Annotated in this window: 19 protein-coding genes and 1 pseudogene; 15 read left to right on the forward strand and 5 right to left on the reverse strand. The window is 71.6% G+C overall.

The features are described from left to right. Positions 1 to 6: 6 nt before the first annotated feature. A complete protein-coding gene (locus tag VEW47_01980; protein HYS03938.1) occupies positions 7 to 750 on the reverse strand; it encodes a HisA/HisF-related TIM barrel protein in 744 nt (247 codons plus the stop codon). A 79-nt stretch (positions 751 to 829) separates the two neighbouring features. Here VEW47_01980 and VEW47_01985 point away from each other — a divergent pair, with 79 nt between their 5' ends. The 3 genes from VEW47_01985 to VEW47_01995 all read left to right on the forward strand — a co-directional run bounded on the left by VEW47_01985 (position 830) and on the right by VEW47_01995 (position 3,695). Next, positions 830 to 1,870, forward strand: a complete 1,041-nt coding sequence (locus VEW47_01985) for an ATP-grasp domain-containing protein (GenBank protein HYS03939.1) — start codon at positions 830 to 832, stop codon at positions 1,868 to 1,870. Beyond that, a complete protein-coding gene (locus tag VEW47_01990) occupies positions 1,828 to 2,871 on the forward strand; it encodes a hydantoinase/oxoprolinase family protein (GenBank protein ID HYS03940.1) in 1,044 nt (347 codons plus the stop codon). The genes VEW47_01985 and VEW47_01990 overlap by 43 nt, the downstream gene beginning before the upstream one ends. A gap of 113 nt (positions 2,872 to 2,984) precedes the next feature. Beyond that, complete coding sequence (locus VEW47_01995) at positions 2,985 to 3,695, forward strand: hypothetical protein (protein HYS03941.1); 711 nt, start codon at positions 2,985 to 2,987, stop codon at positions 3,693 to 3,695. Here the strand turns inward: VEW47_01995 and VEW47_02000 are convergent. After that, positions 3,634 to 4,407 carry a (5-formylfuran-3-yl)methyl phosphate synthase gene (locus tag VEW47_02000; protein ID HYS03942.1) on the reverse strand — a complete coding sequence of 258 codons (774 nt, stop codon included), beginning with the start codon at positions 4,405 to 4,407 and terminating at the stop codon, positions 3,634 to 3,636. The two genes, VEW47_01995 and VEW47_02000, sit on opposite strands and share 62 nt — an antisense overlap. A gap of 146 nt (positions 4,408 to 4,553) precedes the next feature. Between VEW47_02000 and fae the strand changes: the two genes are divergently transcribed. From fae to VEW47_02050, 10 genes are all read left to right on the forward strand, one after another. Then, positions 4,554 to 5,048 carry a formaldehyde-activating enzyme gene (gene fae / locus VEW47_02005; protein HYS03943.1) on the forward strand — a complete coding sequence of 165 codons (495 nt, stop codon included), beginning with the start codon at positions 4,554 to 4,556 and terminating at the stop codon, positions 5,046 to 5,048. A gap of 6 nt (positions 5,049 to 5,054) precedes the next feature. Next, positions 5,055 to 5,951: a methylene-tetrahydromethanopterin dehydrogenase N-terminal domain-containing protein gene (locus VEW47_02010; protein HYS03944.1), complete on the forward strand. Its 897-nt coding sequence runs from the start codon at positions 5,055 to 5,057 to the stop codon at positions 5,949 to 5,951. Positions 5,952 to 6,079: 128 nt separating this feature from the next. Further along, positions 6,080 to 7,120 carry an ATP-grasp domain-containing protein gene (locus tag VEW47_02015; GenBank protein HYS03945.1) on the forward strand — a complete coding sequence of 347 codons (1,041 nt, stop codon included), beginning with the start codon at positions 6,080 to 6,082 and terminating at the stop codon, positions 7,118 to 7,120. A 77-nt stretch (positions 7,121 to 7,197) separates the two neighbouring features. Next, positions 7,198 to 7,683 carry a DUF948 domain-containing protein gene (locus tag VEW47_02020; GenBank protein HYS03946.1) on the forward strand — a complete coding sequence of 162 codons (486 nt, stop codon included), beginning with the start codon at positions 7,198 to 7,200 and terminating at the stop codon, positions 7,681 to 7,683. Further along, positions 7,676 to 7,963, forward strand: a complete 288-nt coding sequence (locus tag VEW47_02025) for a YtxH domain-containing protein (protein ID HYS03947.1) — start codon at positions 7,676 to 7,678, stop codon at positions 7,961 to 7,963. The genes VEW47_02020 and VEW47_02025 overlap by 8 nt, the downstream gene beginning before the upstream one ends. Positions 7,964 to 7,967: 4 nt before the next feature. Continuing rightward, positions 7,968 to 8,717: an SDR family oxidoreductase gene (locus VEW47_02030; GenBank protein HYS03948.1), complete on the forward strand. Its 750-nt coding sequence runs from the start codon at positions 7,968 to 7,970 to the stop codon at positions 8,715 to 8,717. Further along, on the forward strand, positions 8,708 to 10,138 hold the full coding sequence (locus tag VEW47_02035; GenBank protein ID HYS03949.1) for a DUF6513 domain-containing protein: 1,431 nt from the start codon (positions 8,708 to 8,710) through the stop codon (positions 10,136 to 10,138). The genes VEW47_02030 and VEW47_02035 overlap by 10 nt, the downstream gene beginning before the upstream one ends. After that, entirely contained in the window at positions 10,135 to 10,512 is a 378-nt protein-coding gene (gene folB / locus VEW47_02040; GenBank protein ID HYS03950.1) for a dihydroneopterin aldolase, read from the forward strand. The genes VEW47_02035 and folB overlap by 4 nt, the downstream gene beginning before the upstream one ends. Next, entirely contained in the window at positions 10,509 to 11,066 is a 558-nt protein-coding gene (locus VEW47_02045) for a DUF447 domain-containing protein (GenBank protein HYS03951.1), read from the forward strand. Before folB ends, VEW47_02045 begins: the two co-directional genes overlap by 4 nt. Further along, positions 11,056 to 12,003: a beta-ribofuranosylaminobenzene 5'-phosphate synthase family protein gene (locus VEW47_02050; protein ID HYS03952.1), complete on the forward strand. Its 948-nt coding sequence runs from the start codon at positions 11,056 to 11,058 to the stop codon at positions 12,001 to 12,003. The genes VEW47_02045 and VEW47_02050 overlap by 11 nt, the downstream gene beginning before the upstream one ends. A 31-nt stretch (positions 12,004 to 12,034) precedes the next feature. Here VEW47_02050 and VEW47_02055 read toward each other — a convergent pair. The 3 genes and pseudogenes from VEW47_02055 to mch all read right to left on the reverse strand — a co-directional run bounded on the left by VEW47_02055 (position 12,035) and on the right by mch (position 14,726). Beyond that, positions 12,035 to 12,856 (reverse strand): annotated as a pseudogene (locus VEW47_02055) (triphosphoribosyl-dephospho-CoA synthase). Continuing rightward, on the reverse strand, positions 12,853 to 13,785 hold the full coding sequence (locus tag VEW47_02060) for a RimK family alpha-L-glutamate ligase (GenBank protein ID HYS03953.1): 933 nt from the start codon (positions 13,783 to 13,785) through the stop codon (positions 12,853 to 12,855). Before VEW47_02060 ends, VEW47_02055 begins: the two are co-directional and overlap by 4 nt. Continuing rightward, positions 13,782 to 14,726, reverse strand: a complete 945-nt coding sequence (gene mch, locus VEW47_02065) for a methenyltetrahydromethanopterin cyclohydrolase (protein ID HYS03954.1) — start codon at positions 14,724 to 14,726, stop codon at positions 13,782 to 13,784. Before mch ends, VEW47_02060 begins: the two co-directional genes overlap by 4 nt. A 187-nt stretch (positions 14,727 to 14,913) precedes the next feature. Here mch and fhcD point away from each other — a divergent pair, with 187 nt between their 5' ends. Further along, complete coding sequence (fhcD, locus tag VEW47_02070; protein ID HYS03955.1) at positions 14,914 to 15,819, forward strand: formylmethanofuran--tetrahydromethanopterin N-formyltransferase; 906 nt, start codon at positions 14,914 to 14,916, stop codon at positions 15,817 to 15,819. A gap of 92 nt (positions 15,820 to 15,911) precedes the next feature. Beyond that, complete coding sequence (locus VEW47_02075; GenBank protein HYS03956.1) at positions 15,912 to 16,253, forward strand: molybdopterin dinucleotide binding domain-containing protein; 342 nt, start codon at positions 15,912 to 15,914, stop codon at positions 16,251 to 16,253. The last annotated feature ends 129 nt before the right edge of the window (positions 16,254 to 16,382 follow it).

The raw sequence follows: 16,382 nt of genomic DNA on the forward strand, positions 1-16,382 counted from the left end.
TCCCTGTCACGGGACGAAACCCTCCCGCGCGAGGTCTTCGGGGGTGATCGATCCGTCGTGCAGGGCGGTGGCGAGGAGCGCGCCGGCAAAACCGGCGGCGCGAAGTCCCAGGAGATCGTCGATCGAAGCGATGCCGCCGCCCGCCAGCAGCTCCATGTCCGGAGCGGCCGCGCGCAGACGCCGCAGACGATCGAACGGCAGGCCGAGGGACGTGCCGACGCGATCGAGGAGCAGGACGACGGCCGTTCGGAAACCGCAGCGTCCCGCCTGCACCAGCAGACGCTCCTCGCCGATCGGCGCCACCAGCGCAGACCGGCTCACGACCCCCTCGGCGCTCAGGTCGAGGCTCAGGACCGGGCGGCTGCCGGAGCGGGAACGGCAGAGCGGCCGCAGCTCCTCGATCGAGCGCAGCGTTTCCGTCCCGATCACGGGGACGACGCGGCCGCCGTGCTGCGCGCTCGCCAGCGCCGCGGCGCCGGAGAGACCGCCGTCCCACAGGACGCGGACCTGGGGGGCGCCTGCGACCAGGCCCAGCAGGGTCGCGTCGTTGTCGCCGCGACCCAGGATGCGATCGAGGTCGGCCACATAGACCATGTCCGGGCGCAGGAGGGCGCGGTACGCCGACAAGAGGAGGGCCGGGTCCGACAGATCGACCGCGGCTCCCCCGGGCAGGCGGCTTTCGACGGGACGATAGCGCTCGCGGTCGCCCGAACGGCCGCGGACCGCTTTTCCATCGCGAAGATCGATCACGGGTATAATCCGCACTCCCGGAAGGCCCCTCCGATCGGGCGATGACACCTCGACACCGGACCGCGGGAGAGATTCTCCCATGAAGATCGCCGTCCTCGAGCACTTTACGGCCCTGCCGCGCGTCGCTCCGGCCGCCGATAGAGCCGGGGAAGGACGGGCCATGCGCGACGCCGTCGTCGCCGACCTGGCGCGTCTGCCGGGGGCACGCGTCCTGGTGGTGGAGCGCCGCAGGGACTTCCGCGCGGCCCTCCGCCGGGCCGACGCGGCGCTGGTCGTGGCTCCCGAGGAGTCCCGGATTCTGGAGAGGCTGTGCCGCCTGGTCGAGCGGAGCGGCCGCACCCTGCTCGGCCCTTCTTCGGAGGCGGTGCGCTTCCTCGCCGACAAGCTGCGCACCGCCCGCGTCCTCGCCGCCGCCGGCGTGCCGACGCCGCGCACGCGTGTCCTGGCGTTCGTCTCGGCGCGCCGGGCGTTGCGCCGCATGAGGACGCCGTTCGTCCTGAAGCCGCGGGACGGGTGCGGCGGCCAGGGCGTCGTGGTCGTGCGCCTCCGCCGGCAGATCGATGCCGCCCTCGACGTCGTGCGCCGGGCGACCCGCCGGGACGATCTCCTGGCGCAGGACTACGTTCCGGGGGCGCCGGCCAGCGTCTCGCTCGTGGTCTCCGCGGCGACCCTCGATCTCGGACTCAACAGGCAGAGACTGCGGCGGGGGCGGACCCCGGCGTACCTCGGCGGCGAAACCTTCTGGCCCCACGCGCGCGCCGACGAGGCGGTTACGGCGGCCCGGGCCGCGGCCGGAGCGCTGCGCGATTCGTGCGCCGGCGTGCGCGGCTACCTCGGGGTCGACCTCGTGATCGGACGGACCGGGGCGACGGTGATCGAGGTGAACCCCCGCCTGACCACGTCCTACGTGGGGCTCCGGGTCTCGATCCGCGAGAACCTGGCGTCGCTGATCGTGGACGCGGTCGCAGGCCGCCCCCTCCCGGAACGCATCACGCGGGTCGGGCGCTGCCGCTTCAGGATCGACGGTGCCACGGCGATGCGCCCGATCGGGGCCCGGGGCCTCGGCACGAGGAGGACATGGCGGATTATTTCGGCTGGGACATCGGCGGCGTCCATCTGAAATCGGCGAGACTGACCGCCACCGGCGGGTCCGTCTCGATCGAGACCCGGATCGTCCCGTTCGAGATCTGGAAGGAGCCGGCGGGTCTGGCGGGAAGGCTGAGGGGCATGCTCGCCGATCGGGGCGGTGCGCACGCCGTGACGATGACGGCCGAGCTCTCGGACGCCTGGAGCAGCCGGCCGGAAGGCGTGCGGGCGATCCTCGGCGCGTGCAGCGAGGCTCTCCCGGGTGCGCTGAGGGTCCTCGACCTGCGCGGACGCCTCGTCCCGATCGACGAGGCGCGCGAGCGGCCGCTCGACGTGGCCGCGGCGAACTGGCTGGCCACGGCGACCCTGATCGGGCGCGCCGTCCCCGAGGCGCTGCTCGTGGATGTCGGCAGCACGACCACGGACATCGTTCCGATCCGTGGCGGAGCTCCGTGCCCCGCCGGCCGCACGGACACCGAGCGACTCGTCTCGGGGGAGCTGGTGTACACCGGCTGCCTGAGGACGCCCCCCGCGAGTCTCGCCGGGTTCGTGCCGCTGCACGGCGGATGGTGCCGCGTCTCCCCCGAGCATTTCACGATCATGGGGGACGTCCACCGGATCCTGGGGACGATCGCGGAGCGGGACTACACCGTGGCCACCCCGGACGGCCGCGGCCGCAGCCTCGAGGACGCGAGAACCCGCCTGGCCCGACTCGTGTGCGCCGATGCCGGGATGATCGGAGCCTCCGCCATCGAGACGATCGCCCGCTTCCTGGCGGAGCGCCAGGTCGGACAGGTCGCGGAGGCGATCGTCCAGGTCCTGTCCCGCGATCCGCCCGGAGAATCCGTGGCGATCACGGCGGGCGCCGGCGTCTTTCTCGCCGACAGAGCGGCCCGCCGGGCCGGTCTCAAGACGGCCCCCCTCGCCGGTCTTTTTCCCGGCCTGGCCGGGGACGACTGGGGCCGGGCGGCGCCGGCGGCCGCGCTCGGCGTGCTGCTGGCGGAAGAGATCGAGGGATCGCGTTTCATGAAGTGAATTCGAGCGCCGACGCGGCGCGCTCTCTGGTTGACAAGGAGAGCGCACCAACGTAGGTAGGCGGACGGTCCGCGAATCCGTCCTGTGCGGATCCGGCGAGGAGGGTCGCCGTTTTGCGGGGTACGCCACCGTTTCGCTGGGATCTGCTGCTCAAGGTCGGGGGGAGTCTCGGCCGCGGCGCGTCGCTGCGTCCGCTCCTGCAGCGCATCGCGCTCCTGGCGGCGCGCAGACGCCTGCTCGTCGTCCCGGGCGGCGGAGTGTTCGCGGACCTGGTGCGGGAGCAGATGCGGCGCCGCGGCATCGACGAGCGGACGGCGCACCACATGGCGCTCCTGGCGATGGATCAGTACGGCCTCCTCCTCTCATCGCTGACCAGACGCTCGACCGCGGTCGACAACCTGCGGGCGGCCGAGCTGGTGGCCGAGGCGGGTCGCGTCCCGATCCTGCTCGCCTCGTCCCTTGTCCGGGGCGAGGGCTCCCTGGAGCGCTCGTTCCGGCTGACCTCCGATTCGATCGCCGCCTTCCTGGCCGGACGACTGCACACCGCGCACCTGGTCCTGCTGAAGAGCCTCCGGGAGACGGCGGGGCGCATCCGGGACCGGGCGGAGGCCGACCGCCTGGCGCGCCGTGGGATCGTCGATCCTCTTTTCCCCGGGGTGCTGCCGGCGAAGACGGTGACCTGGGTCCTGAGCGGGCGGCGTCCCTCGGAACTGGATCGGTTCATGCCGGTCGTCCGCAGGAACGGCGCGTTGGGGCGCCCGGTCACTCACGCGGGGGGAGCCGGCCCGCGATCGCGCCGAGCAGGGCTTCGCGCAGCGCGCTGAGACGCCGGGGGTCGAGCCGCCCGTTCCGCCCGCCTTCGCAGATCGCTCCGCGCACACCGATCACGTCCGGGCCGAGCTCCAGGAGGAGCGGCAGGTGATCGGCTCCCAGCGAGCCGGCCAGTCCGCACAGAAGACCGCGCCCCCGGCAGTCGGCCACGAATCTCGAGACGGCGCCGGGGTCCAGATGATCGAACAGGGTGCGGCCGTCCTTGCCGGCGGTATCGATGAGACAACCGTCCGCCCCCGAGTACTCTGCGACCTCCGGCAGCAGGACCGGCTCGATGGAGCCGAGGAGGGCCGCCTCGGCATACGCCGCCGCCACGACGCGCACACCGGGCGCCGCGGCGCGCGCCGCCTCGACGATCGCGGACAGGAAGACGGCGGAGTCGTCCCGATTCCGCACGCCCTGCAGACCGATCTTCAGAAAATCGACACCGCAGGCGGCCGCGCCCGAGGCCGCGAGCGCGAACGTGCCGGGACGGTTCGGCGCATCCCCCAGCGCGGCGCTGACGGATACGCGGCGGCCGGTCGCCGCGGCCCGGTCGCGGAGCGCCACCACGGCGCGCAGGACGGCGGGCGGGCAGGCGCCGAGAGACCCTTCGAGCGGGTTCTTGACATCGAGAACGTCGGCCCCCCCGAGCAGTGCCGCCGCGGCCTCTTCGACATCGGAAACGCTCGTCATCAGCAGCGGCGACGATCGATGAGGCGGCATTTTTGACCTCCGAACTACAGTATGCTAAGAAGGTCCGTCGCAGAGCCTGTATCGTGAAACGCCGTGCAACGATCCAATCCGGCTTGGCGTGGCGGAGCCTCTCCGAGCGGGGCCGCCGACGTCCGCCATTGTAAGGAGGAAGCCCCATGAAGGACATCCTGATCGGTGAATCGCTGATCGGCGACGGCAACGAAGTCGCCCACATCGATCTGCTGATCGGGCCGAAGAACGGCCCGGTCGGCACGGCCTTCGCCAACGCCCTCGTCAACCAGAACCAGGGACACACGGCCCTCCTGGCGGTCCTGGAGCCGAACCTGCTCACGAAGCCCGCGACGATGATGATGAACAAGGTCACCATCAAGGGGGCGAACCAGGCGGTGCTGATGTTCGGCCCGGCGCAGGCCGCGGTCGCCAAGGCGGTCGCCGACTCGGTGGCGGACAACATCATCCCGCAGGCCGAGGCGGAAAACCTGGTGGTCATCGTCGGCGTCTTCATCCACTGGGAGGCCTCCGACAAGAAGAAGATCTACGACTTCAACTACCGGGCCACCAAGGAGTCGATCGCCCGCGCCATGAAGGGGGAGCCCGCCGTCAAGGCGGTCCTCGCGGGGAAGGACAAGGCCAAGCACCCGTTCGCCTGAGACCCGATGGAGAGAAAGCGCCTCCTGTACCTCGTCTCGTCGGATCCGCGCGTCAGTCCGTTCGACATCAACATGGCCTACGACGCCGGCTTCGACGCGGTCGTTCCCTACCCCTCCGTCGACGTCGGGATGGTGCCCGGTCTCGTGCAGGACATCATGTTCTCGCGCGGGGCCAAGGGGGCGCGCTTCTCGTCCGTCTTCTTCTCCGGCTCGAGCCTGGCCGCCTCGGAGGCGATGCTCAAGGCGGCGCGAGCGAGCCTGTTCCCGCCGTTTCTTCTGGGGCTCATGATCGATCCGAAGGGCGCCTACACGACGGCGGCGGCGCTCGTGGCCCGCGTCGCCGGGCTCGCCAGGACGCGCGGTCCGGGCGAACTCCCGGGCGTCAGGGTCGTGGTGCTCGCCGGCACGGGCGGCGTCGGCCGCGCCGCCGCGGCGCTGCTCGCCCGCGCAGGCGCCACGGTCATTCTCACGTCGAGGGGCCGGGAATCGGCGTCGGCCGCGGCGCACGAGATCGGCGAGCTGTTCGGTGCCGCGGTCGAGCCGCGCGCGGCACCGGCCGAGGCCGACCGGGCGGCCCTGGCGGCGGAGTCGGACATCGTCCTCGCGACCGGCGCCGCCGGCGTGCCGCTTCTTTCGAGGAAGACGATCGAGACGCTCAAGGGTCCCAAGGTGCTCGCCGACGTCAACGCCGTCCCGCCGCACGGCCTGGACGGAGTGCGGCCGCAGGACGACGGAGTCGAGGTCGCGCCGCGTGTCCTGGCGATCGGCGCCATGACGGTCGGTGAGACGAAGTTCAAGGTCGAGTCGACCCTGCTCAAGGATCTCCTGACGGCGGAGGGGCCGCCCGTCATCGACCTGGAGGCGGCGCGGCGGCGGGCGATCGATCTCCTGGCCTCGACATAGGGCGCCCCCTCCTTCTTCTCGGCGTCAGCGTCCGGGCGCTCGCGGCGTCGGCGGTCGCGAGCCGTCTCGCCGCACGCCGGTTCCCCGATGGTTTCCTCGCCCTCGATTACTTCGGCGACGCGGATCTGGTGTCGGCGGCGGCCGGTCCGGTGCGCGTCCTGTCCCTGCGGCGCGACTGCGGCCGGGCCCGCGGTATCGTGTCCCTCGCCCGCGCCGCGCTCGATCTCGACTGGAGCGGCCTCGTCTACTCGGGCGGTCTCGAGAACCGTCCGGCCCTGCTGCGCCGGCTGGGGCGCCGCGGGCCGATCTTCGGCAACGGCTCGACGGTCGTCGCCGCGGTGCGCGATCCCGCCCGGTTCTTCTCGTTCCTGCGGCGCGCCGCGATCCCGCACCCGCCGACATTCACGGGCCGCGGTTGCTCGTCCTGCCCGTCCGGCACACCCTGTCTGTGGAAGCCGGTCCGATCGGGGGGCGGGGTCCGGGTCAGGCGGGCGCTCCCGGACGAGCCGTGCCCGCGCGGTTTCTACCGGCAGGTCTTCCTGCGCGGGACACCCGGCTCGGCCGCCTTCGTGGCCGACGGGACACGCGCCGTGATCCTGGGCGTGACCCGCCAGCTCGCCGGCTTCCGCGCGCTGGGTGGCGACGGATTCCGCTACGGCGGAAACATCGCCGGACCGGGCGGCCGTCTGCTGTCAAGGAAGGCCCGATTCGTCCTGGCGGAGGCGGTCGGCGGGATCACGCGCCACTTCGGGTTGCGCGGCCTGAACGGCGTGGATTTCATCCTCTCGAACGGAACGCCGCACATCCTCGAGATCAATCCGCGCTACACCGCGTCCATGGAGCTCTTCGAAGAGCTCTCGGGATCGAGCCTGTTCGACCTGCACCTCGAGGCGCTGGAACGCGGACGGCTGCCCCGGCACCCTCTCAAGGCGCGGCGCTTCCTGGCCAAGGGGATTCTCTACGCCACCGGCCGGCTGGTGTGGCCCTGGTCCGAGCGGCTGCGCGGGATGGACGTGCGCGATCGTCCGATGCAGGGGGAGACGATCGAGACGGGCCATCCCGTCTGCACCCTCGTCGTCACCGGCGGCTCGCCCGCGGAGTGCCGGCGCCGGCTCGCGGCGGAGGCCGTGCGTCTGCGCCGGGCGTGCTCCCGCACTGTGCTACGATAGGTCGAAACGCACCTATTCCCTTTCTCCTGCGGCGGCCGGACTCCGTGACCCGGACGGCCCCCGAGGAGGTATTTCTCATGATGGCAACCTGGCAGATCGTCGCGGTGGTCCTCCTGGCGGTGCTCGTGGGGGCCGTGGTCCCGGTGCTGCTCCAGCTGCGCAGGACCCTGCAGAGCGCCGAGCACGTCCTCAACAACACCGGACCGAAGCTGGATCGCACGCTGGACGAGGTCGGGGAGGCGGCGGCCCGCATCAATCGTCTCGGCAAGAGCCTGGAGAAGGACGCGGAAGGGCTCGGGGTGTTCACCGACGCGGCGGCCGGTCTCGGCCGCTCCCTGAAGCAGGCCCAGGAATCCCTGCGGGTCATGACGGCCGTGGGCGCGGCCGTGGGCCCGGCGATCGCCGCGGGTCTGCGGGCCCTGTTCGCGCCCGCAGGCGGCGACGATGCGCGTTCGAGGCCTGCGGAGGACGGGGGCGTGGCGTCCGACGCTCCAGGCGACGGCCGGCCGATGGAGGGCGGCGCCTTGTCGCGGCCCGGGGAGGAGTCGATCGGTCATGAATGACTCCCGCGGCAGCTCAACGACCGGACTCGTCCTGGCGTTCCTGGCGGGCGCCGTGTCCGGGGCGGTCGTGGCGCTCCTGACCGCGCCACGTTCGGGGCGCGAGACCCGCGACCGCATCAAGGATCTCACCCGCGACGCGGCCGGCAAGACCGTCCGGGTCCCGCCGGCCCTGAACGGCGCCTACTCCCGCGCGGCCGAGGCGGCGCGCCGGGCGTTCGTCGAGGCGTTCGAGCCCAGGGCTCAGGACAGGGGCGCGCCGCCCGGCCGCAGCGGTCACTGATACCGTGACCACGACCCGGACGGCCCTGGTGACGGGAGGGACGCGCGGCATCGGCAAGGCGATCGCGCTGCGCCTGGCGCGCGACGGGTTCCGCGTCGCTCTGAACTATGCGCGCGACCGCGGCGGCGCGGCCCTGGCGATCGAAGAGGTGAAGACGATCGCGCCGTCTGCGGTTGCCCTGCAGGCGGACGTGACCCGCCCCGAGGAATGCGGGCGGCTGATGGAGGACGCGGCGCGGGTCCTCGGCCCGCTCGACGTGCTGGTGAACAACGTCGGGCCGTTCTTCGAGCGCCCGCTCGCGGAGACCAGCGACGCCGAGTGGCGGCAGATGATCGACGGCAACCTCGGGAGCGCCTTCTGGTGCTCGCGCGCCGTCCTGCCGTCGATGCGCGCCCGCCGCACGGGCTCGATCGTCAACGTGTCGGCCCTGAACGCCGAAGTCTCCCCCGGGATGACGCACGAGGCGCCGGCCTACTTCGTCGCCAAGACCGCGCTGGTGATGCTGACCCGGTCGATGGCCCGCTCCGAAGGGATCCACAACATCCGGGTCAATGCCGTGAGCCCCGGGTTCATCGAGACCGAGGGATACGCCGACTGGGATCCGGTCGAGCAGGCGCGCTGGCGGGCGCATATTCCGCTCGGGCGCTTCGGGAAGCCGGACGAGGTGGCCGAGGCGGTCGCGTTCCTCGTCTCCGAGAGGGCGGGGTACGTTTCCGGCTCGGTGCTGCACGTGCACGGTGGTCTATGGGTCTAGACGGCGCCCGACGCTCCGTCTTCGTCACGGGACAGCTCGCCAGAGAGGCCCTCAAGAAGACGCTGGCCGGCTGCCAGGGTGTCGAGTTCACGATCGAGGCGCTCCGGATCAAGGTGGCCGCACTGATGACGACCGACTACATCGAGTCGACCCTGAGACTGCCGCCCTGTGACGTGGTGTACCTCCCCGGGCTGTGCCAGGCGGACGCATCGACCCTCGCCGCATCGTTCGGAGTGCCGTTCGTGAAGGGACCCAAGGACCTCCGGGATCTGCCGGCCTTCTTCGGGCAGGCGGCGGCCGCCTACCGCCCGGACGGGGAGCACGCGCTGACGATCCTGGCCGAGATCAACGACATTCACGCGCTCACGGACGACGAGATCGTGCGGGCGGCCGAACGCTACCGGCGCTCCGGCGCCGACCTCATCGATCTCGGCTGCTCGCCCGAGCATCCGGTGCAGGACGCCGGCCGGGTCGTGCGCCTCCTGAAGGAGCGCGGCTTCAGGGTCAGCATCGACACCTTCAACCAGGACGAGGCGCTCTCCGCCGACGCCGCCGGCGCCGAAATCCTCCTGAGTCTCGGCTCGCAGAACATCGGACTGGCCGGCCGCCTCAAAAACGCCGTGCCGGTCGTCGTCCCGGACCAGGGCCAGGGGCTCGAGTCGCTGCGCCGGAACCTGGACGAGGCCCGCAGGCTCGGAGCGCGGCGCGTCATCGCCGACCCGATCCTCGATCCGATCGGCTTCGGATTCGCGGCCTCGATCCGCCGCTACTGCGAAGCGCGCGAGGCGTTCCCCGGCGTGGAGATGCTCATGGGGGCCGGCAACCTCACCGAGCTGACCGAGGCCGATTCGACGGGGGTCAATGCCGTCCTGCTCGGGGTGATGAGCGAGCTCGGCATCGGCTACGTCCTCACGACCGAGGTGGTCGCCTGGGCGCGCGGCTCCGTGCGCGAGCTCGACTGCGGCCGCCGCATGATGCACCACGCGGCGAGCCGGGGCACGCTTCCGAAGGGGTTCGACGACCGCCTGGTGACGACGCGCGACGCGCGGCTCACGCGGCCGACGGAGCCGGAGCTCAGGGAGATGCACGCCCGTCTCACCGATCGCAACTTCCGGATCGAAACCGACGGGGAGGCGATCTTCGTGTTCAACAGCGAGCGTTTCGTCAAGGACACGGACGTCCGCGCCATTTTCCCGCGTCTCGGACTCGAGGACGACGCCTCGCACTCTTTCTACATGGGGCGCGAGCTGATGAAGGCCGACCTGGCCCGACGTCTCGGGAAGAAGTACATCCAGGGGGAGCCGCTCCACTGGGGCTACCTGACCTACGTCGAGGACGAGGGGGGCGAGCATGCCCGCACCCGTCGCGCGCCCGCCCGGCCGCGCCGGGATGCGGCGCCGAAGCGCGCCGCAGGGCGATGAGCGGACCCGACGCGGCGGGAGGGCGGTCCGATCGGCTGGCCCTGCGGGACATCCTCTGCATGTGCCACATCGGCGTCACCGAGGAGGAGCGCCGTGAGCGCCAGCGGCTCGAGGTCGACCTGGAGCTGTACGCCGACCTGGAGGAGGCCGGGAGGACCGGCGATCTGGGCAGGACGATCGACTACCGGGAGGTGTGCGAGTCGGTGCGCGGTCATCTCGAGAACGGGAGGTTCCACCTGGTCGAGGCGGCGGCGCGGGGCGTCCTCGACCTGGTCCTGTCGAAATTCCCCGTGAGCCGGGTGGTCGTGCGGGTGCGCAAGTTCGTGCTGGCGCGGGTCGGACACGTCGAGGTGCAGATGGAGCGCGGCCGGTGATCCTGGAGACGATCGTCTCGACGATCGATCGGGAGGGCCGCCCGAACTTCGCACCGATGGGGATCACGCTCGAGGGGGACGCGGTCGTGCTGCGGCCGTTCAGCACCGCGCTGACCTGGAAGAACCTGCAGGAGGTGGAGGAGGGCGTCGTCAACTTCACCGACAACGTCGTGCTGTTCGCGCGCTGCGCCGTGGGCCCCTTCCTGCCGCCGCACCGCGACGCCCGGAAGGTCCGCGGTGCCGTGCTCGACGACGCCTGCTTCTGGAAGGAGTTCGTCGTGGAGTCGAGGGATCTGGCCGGGGAGCGGGGGCGCTTCTCCGGCCGCGTGGTGTCCGAGGGGCGCCTGCGCGACTTCGTCGGGTTCAACCGCGCCCGCCACGCGGTGATCGAGGCGACGATCCTGGCGACCCGGCTGCACCTCCTCGGCCGGGATCGGGTGCTGGAGGAGATGTCACGGCTGCGACCGCTCGTCGACAAGACGGCCGGCCCCGCCGAGAGCGAGGCGTTCGAGTTCCTCATCGAGCACGCGCGGAGGTGGAACGATGTCCGTTGACGTCACGAGCCAGGCGCGGCTGCACTTCGGATTTCTCGATCTCTCGGGGGAGCAGGGGAGGCGGTTCGGCGGCATGGGGGTGTCGATCTCGGAGCCCCGCCTGCGCCTGAGGATGGAGCCGGCGAAGAAGCTCTCCGTCGAAGGGGACCAGGCGGAACGGGTCGAGATCCTGGCCGCGCGCTTCTTCGAAGCGGTCGATCTGCGCCCCGAGGCGCGCATCAAGGTCGTGCAGGCGATCCCCGAGCACGTCGGGCTCGGGTCCGGCACGCAGCTGGCGCTGGCGGTGGCCGCGGGGCTGAGCCGGCTTCGCCGCCTGGATCTGTCGTCCGAGGAGCTGTGCGCGCTGATGAACCGCGCCCGCCGCTCCGGCGTCGGCTACCACCTGTTCCAGAAGGGCGGTTTCGTCATCGAGGGCGGGCACGCGGTCGCGGACCACCGTCTCGGCGAAGCGCCTCCGCTCCTCCTGCGTCACGACTTTCCGGAGGATTGGCGCGTGGTCGTGGCGGTGCCCAGGCCCAAGGAGACGATCAGCGGCGAGGCGGAGGAGGCGGCCTTCTCGCGCCTCAGCCAGCCGTCCGATCAGCTGGCCGATCAGATCTCGCGCATCGTCCTGATGCGACTGCTGCCGGCGCTCGTCGAGCGCGACCTCGACGCGTTCGGCGCCGCATTGACGCAGGCGCAGGAGCTGGTCGGGTCGTGCTTCGCGGCGGTGCAGAACGGTCTGTTCCATCCCGACGCGGCCCCCCTCATCGACCGCCTGAAGGAGGCCGGCGCCCGCGGCGTCGGCCAGTCCTCCTGGGGCCCGGCCGTGTACGCCTTCGCGGCGGACGAAAAGGAGGAGGGCCGGCTCCTCGAGGTCGCCCGGCGCGCCACGCCGGACGGGTCCGCGTTCGCGGTCCGCGGCTGGAACCGCGGAGCGGCGCTCGTGTCGTCCTGACTCCATCGTCGAGCAGCCACAGGAAGATCGCCCCGACCGTCAGGTCGGCGGTGGCCCCCGGGTTGAGGGGCGGGCGCTTCGCGCGCAGCCGCCGGTCCAGTCTCTCCGACAGCGACCGGCCGCGCTCCGTCAGGAAGCCGCCCGCCCGGAGCGCCTGGCGCGCCAGCCGCGCCACCCGCTCCGCCGCCGCGGCGCCGTGCCGCCTGGCCACCAGGGTGTCGGGACCGGCGGCGAGCAGCGTCAGGTAGGTCTGGGCGATCGCCAGGGGCAACGGGACGTGCCGGTCGCGCAGACGGTGCAGGGTCGGGAGCCCGGTGTCGAAGGTCGCCGCGAACCCGGTCGCGTACTCGCGCGCGACGGCGTCCCTGTCCTGCGCGAGGCGCATGGTCTCCAGGAGTGAAACCGTGGGCGTTGTGTGCACGTCCTGCCGTCCGACCCGCCCGAGCCCGCCCGGCCCCGCGATGCGAATGGCGCGGTAGGCGTCCCGCGCGTCCCGCACGTCGAGATCGAGAAGGACGCGCCGCAGCCTCTCGCGGATCGTGCCGCCGGTCCTGCGGGCGGCGCGCGCCAGGGGCGCCAGCAGGAGAATGATGCCGAGGTTGGTGTTCGTCCGCACGTGCCGGCGCGTCGCCCGCACCGCTTCGAGGATCAGGCGCCCGACACGATCTCCTCCGAACCGGGAGAAGGCCGGACCGATGGCATAGGCGCTGAGGACGAAGTCGCGGTAGGTGAGCCCCGGAAGGTCGTGCCCGCGGCTGACGTTCCCCGGCTTCGGGGCCACGACCTCCAGGAGGCACGCGGTCTGGGCCGCGGCGGCGATGATCCCGGCGGCGCGGCGCTTCGTCCGGCTCATCGCTCCAGGACGGCCGGAAGGGCGCGCCGGGCCGCGATGCGATCCACGACGAGGGACGCGACCTCGGAGGCGAGGTCGAGGGTCGTCGTCCGCTGCAGGGCGCTCCAGCCGGGAATCCCGTTCACCTCCGCGACCAGCCGTCCGCCGACGTCGCTCTCCAGCAGATCGACGCCGGCGTAATCGGCCCCCACGGCAACCGCGGCGCGCACGGCCAGATCCTCCTCCTCGGGGCTCGGGCGGTGAGGGCGCATCACGGCGCCCGCGGCCACGTTCGTCTTCCAGCCGTCCCCCGTGCGCCGCGCCGCGGCCACCACCCGGCCTCCCACGACCAGAAGACGCAGGTCGGAGCGCCCGTGCGGCACGAACTCCTGGACGTAGAACACGGCGCGCTGCATCTGCAGCGCGCGGAACACGCGGTACGCGAGATCCTCGTCCGTGATCCGAACGATGCCGCGGCCGCCCGAGCCCAAAAGCGGCTTGACCAGCACATCCCCGAACCGGCGGAACGCGGCGAGCGCGTCATCGAAGTTCTCCGCCGCCACGGTCCCGGGCGTGGGGATCCCGGCGCGGGCGAGGAGCTGCGAAGTCCAGTGCTTGTCGACGGTCCGTTCGATCGCCCGGGGCGGGTTGACGACCGGGAGCCCGGCGTCGTGGACCGCGTGCAGGGCGTCGACGCGGAACACGATCTGATCGAGCGAGCCCTCGGGCAGGAACCGGACGAGAAGCGCATCGAGCGAGTCGAGGTCCGCGTCCCCGGAGGCCACCCCCGTCCCTTCCCGGACCGATCCACCGGGACCGACTCGTCCCGCGAGTCGCGTCGCCGGGAGGGCGACCGCATCGCAGCCCAGGCGGTCCAGGGCCTCCGACAGCCGCGCGATGTGCCAGCGGTCCCCAGTCGCCAGGATGCCGGCGCGCGGGCGATCCCTCATGCGTCCATCCCGAACGACCGCCGCAGCATCGCCTCGTCGGTGCGGCCGCTCGAATACACCCGCCCGGTCGCGGCATTGATCAGGGTGACCTGAGCCGGACTGAAGAGCAGCGGGTCGATCGCGTAGAAATCGCCGCCGCGCTCCTTGAACAGGTCGTGGAACAGACGGCCGTAGTCCTTCGAGGACGAGGACGGCACGCGGTCGATGAGCCGCTCGGCGGCCTCGTCCGTGGTCCGCACCCAAAGCGCCACGCGCGCCCCGTAGAGCACGGCGTCGTTGGTGCGCCCGATGGCGCGCACGGGATCGGGGACACCCGGCGCCACGGGACAGGTCCCCGACCCCGCCACGATCGTCGTCAGGTCGAACCCGAGCTCGTGGAGCTTGTGCAGGGCGGTCTCGACCGAACGCGCGGCGATCTGGATGCAACCCGCCAGGCTGCCGGTCGACGCCGCGATCAGCGTGAGCCGGTCCGGAGGCAGCCCGCAGCGCGCCGCGACGTGATCGGCCACGTCGGCGCCCGGCAGCATCGAGCTCTCCAGGAGGAGAACCGTGCTGTCGGAGCGCGACTTGAGGGGAAACTTCTCGAACAGCGCCTCGCCGGCCGAGAGGGACCGCGCGGGCCCGGACCCCATCGCGAAAAACCTGTTCACCTGGATCTTCCACCCGGCGTACTGCGAGGCCATGCAGGCGACAAGGGGGTGATCGATCGCCACCCGCGCCTCGCAGATCGTCGCTTCGCCCAGGGGCGACGGTCCGACCGTGACCCGTCCGAGGCCGCCCATGCAGCACTCGGCGTACAGCCGTCCCGCCTCGATCGAGCCTCCGGCCTGCACGCCGGCGTCGATAAGACGCGTGCCGTTCGCGAGACGTTGGACGTCGACGCCGAGCGCCGTGGAGGGATCGGCCAGGGCATCCGCCAGGCGCGCCGCTCCAGCATGCATACTCCTGAGAATCTCGTTCACGCAGTGCCCCCCGGAACCGGTGTCAGGATCGTACCCCGGTCGCGGCCGATTCTACCGTGTGATCGGCTGTCGGTGTCCTCCACAGCCGGATGCGGGTTGACGGAACGGCCCTCACCGGACCTAAGATTGCGCGAGGAGGAGGCGGATGAGCGCGGAGGCGCGGAGGATGGAACGGCGCGGGGTGCGGATCGGCGACACCTTCGCCGAAGCCTTCGACATGCAGGCGGCGCGCGTGCTGATCACCGCGCGCTCCCCGGCCTGGGGGCTGACGGCCGCCCGGGCCATGACCGGGTTCGCCACCTCCGTCATCGGCTGCAAGGTCGAGGCCGGCATCGAGGCCGAGCTGACCGCGGAGCAGACGCCGGACGGCCGCCCCGGGGTGAGCGTGCTGCTCTTCGGCTTCGACGCCGAAGGGCTCGCCAAGCGGCTGGTTGAGCGAGTCGGCCAGACGATCCTCACGTGCCCGACCACGGCCTGCTTCGACGGTCTGCCGCATGCGGACAAGCGGGTCGTCGTGGGGGGCGTGCTGCGTCACTTCGGCGACCGCTACCAGTCGAGCAAGCTCCTGGAGGGGAACCGCTACTGGCGGATCCCGGTGATGGAGGGGGAGTTCCTCGTGCAGGAGACCTTCGGCGTTCAGCAGGCCATAGGAGGCGGCAACTTCCTGATCCTGGCCGAGGATGAGCGCGCCGCTCTGCAGGCGGCGGAGGCGGCCGTGGAGTCCATGCGGAGGGTCCGCGGCGTCGTTCTCCCGTTCCCCGGCGGGATCGTGCGCAGCGGCAGCAAAGTCGGCGCGAAGCGCTACAAGAACATGATCGCTTCCACCAATGACGCCTACTGCCCGACGTTGCGCGCGCGGAAGGGGGTGAAGAGCGCTCTGCCGGAGGGCGTGAACTCGGTGCTCGAGATCGTGGTCAACGGCCTCGAGCGTGCGGCGATCGAGGAGGCGCTGCGCGCCGGCATCGACAGCGCGTGTCTCCCCGGCGTCGTCGAGATCTCGGCGGGGAACTACGGCGGCAAGCTCGGCAAACACCACTTCCCCCTGCACCCGCTCCTCGAGGCCGCCTCGTGAGGCGTGCGACCCGGCCGGACAGCGCCGGCAGTCCGTCCCGCAGCGTGGGACGCCGTCGTCCCCCCTCGGGCGGTGTGCTATATTTCGCGGGAATGGAACACAAACGCTTCATCATGAACGCGGGCCGCACGACCAAGCAGGGCCAGCAGATCAACGTCGGCAAGGATCACGCCGAATATAAGGCCATCGTGAGCACCCTGAACATGCATCCCGAGGACATGAAGGCGGCGGGGATTCAGTCCGGCGGCAGCGTGCGTGTCAGGTCCGATAACGGCGAGGCCATCTTCCGGTGCGTGGAAGGGAAGGTGCCGCAGGGCATGATCTTCGTCCCCTACGGACCGCCGACCTGCCATCTCATGGGGCAGGACACCGACGGAACCGGAATGCCGACCTCGAAGGGCTGGGAAGTCGAGGTCGAGCCGATCACGTCCTGAGGCCCGGCTCGCCGGGAGAGGAAAGCATGGGTTCAACCAAGACTGGCGGACAACCCGGCACATCCTCGATCCTTCGGGTGCTCCCGGAGGATCCGGGAGACCACCCTCCGGCCTGGGAGCTCGTCGGCG

The organism is Candidatus Dormiibacterota bacterium, from assembly GCA_035635555.1.
Lineage (GTDB): Bacteria > Acidobacteriota > Polarisedimenticolia > Gp22-AA2 > Gp22-AA2 > Gp22-AA3.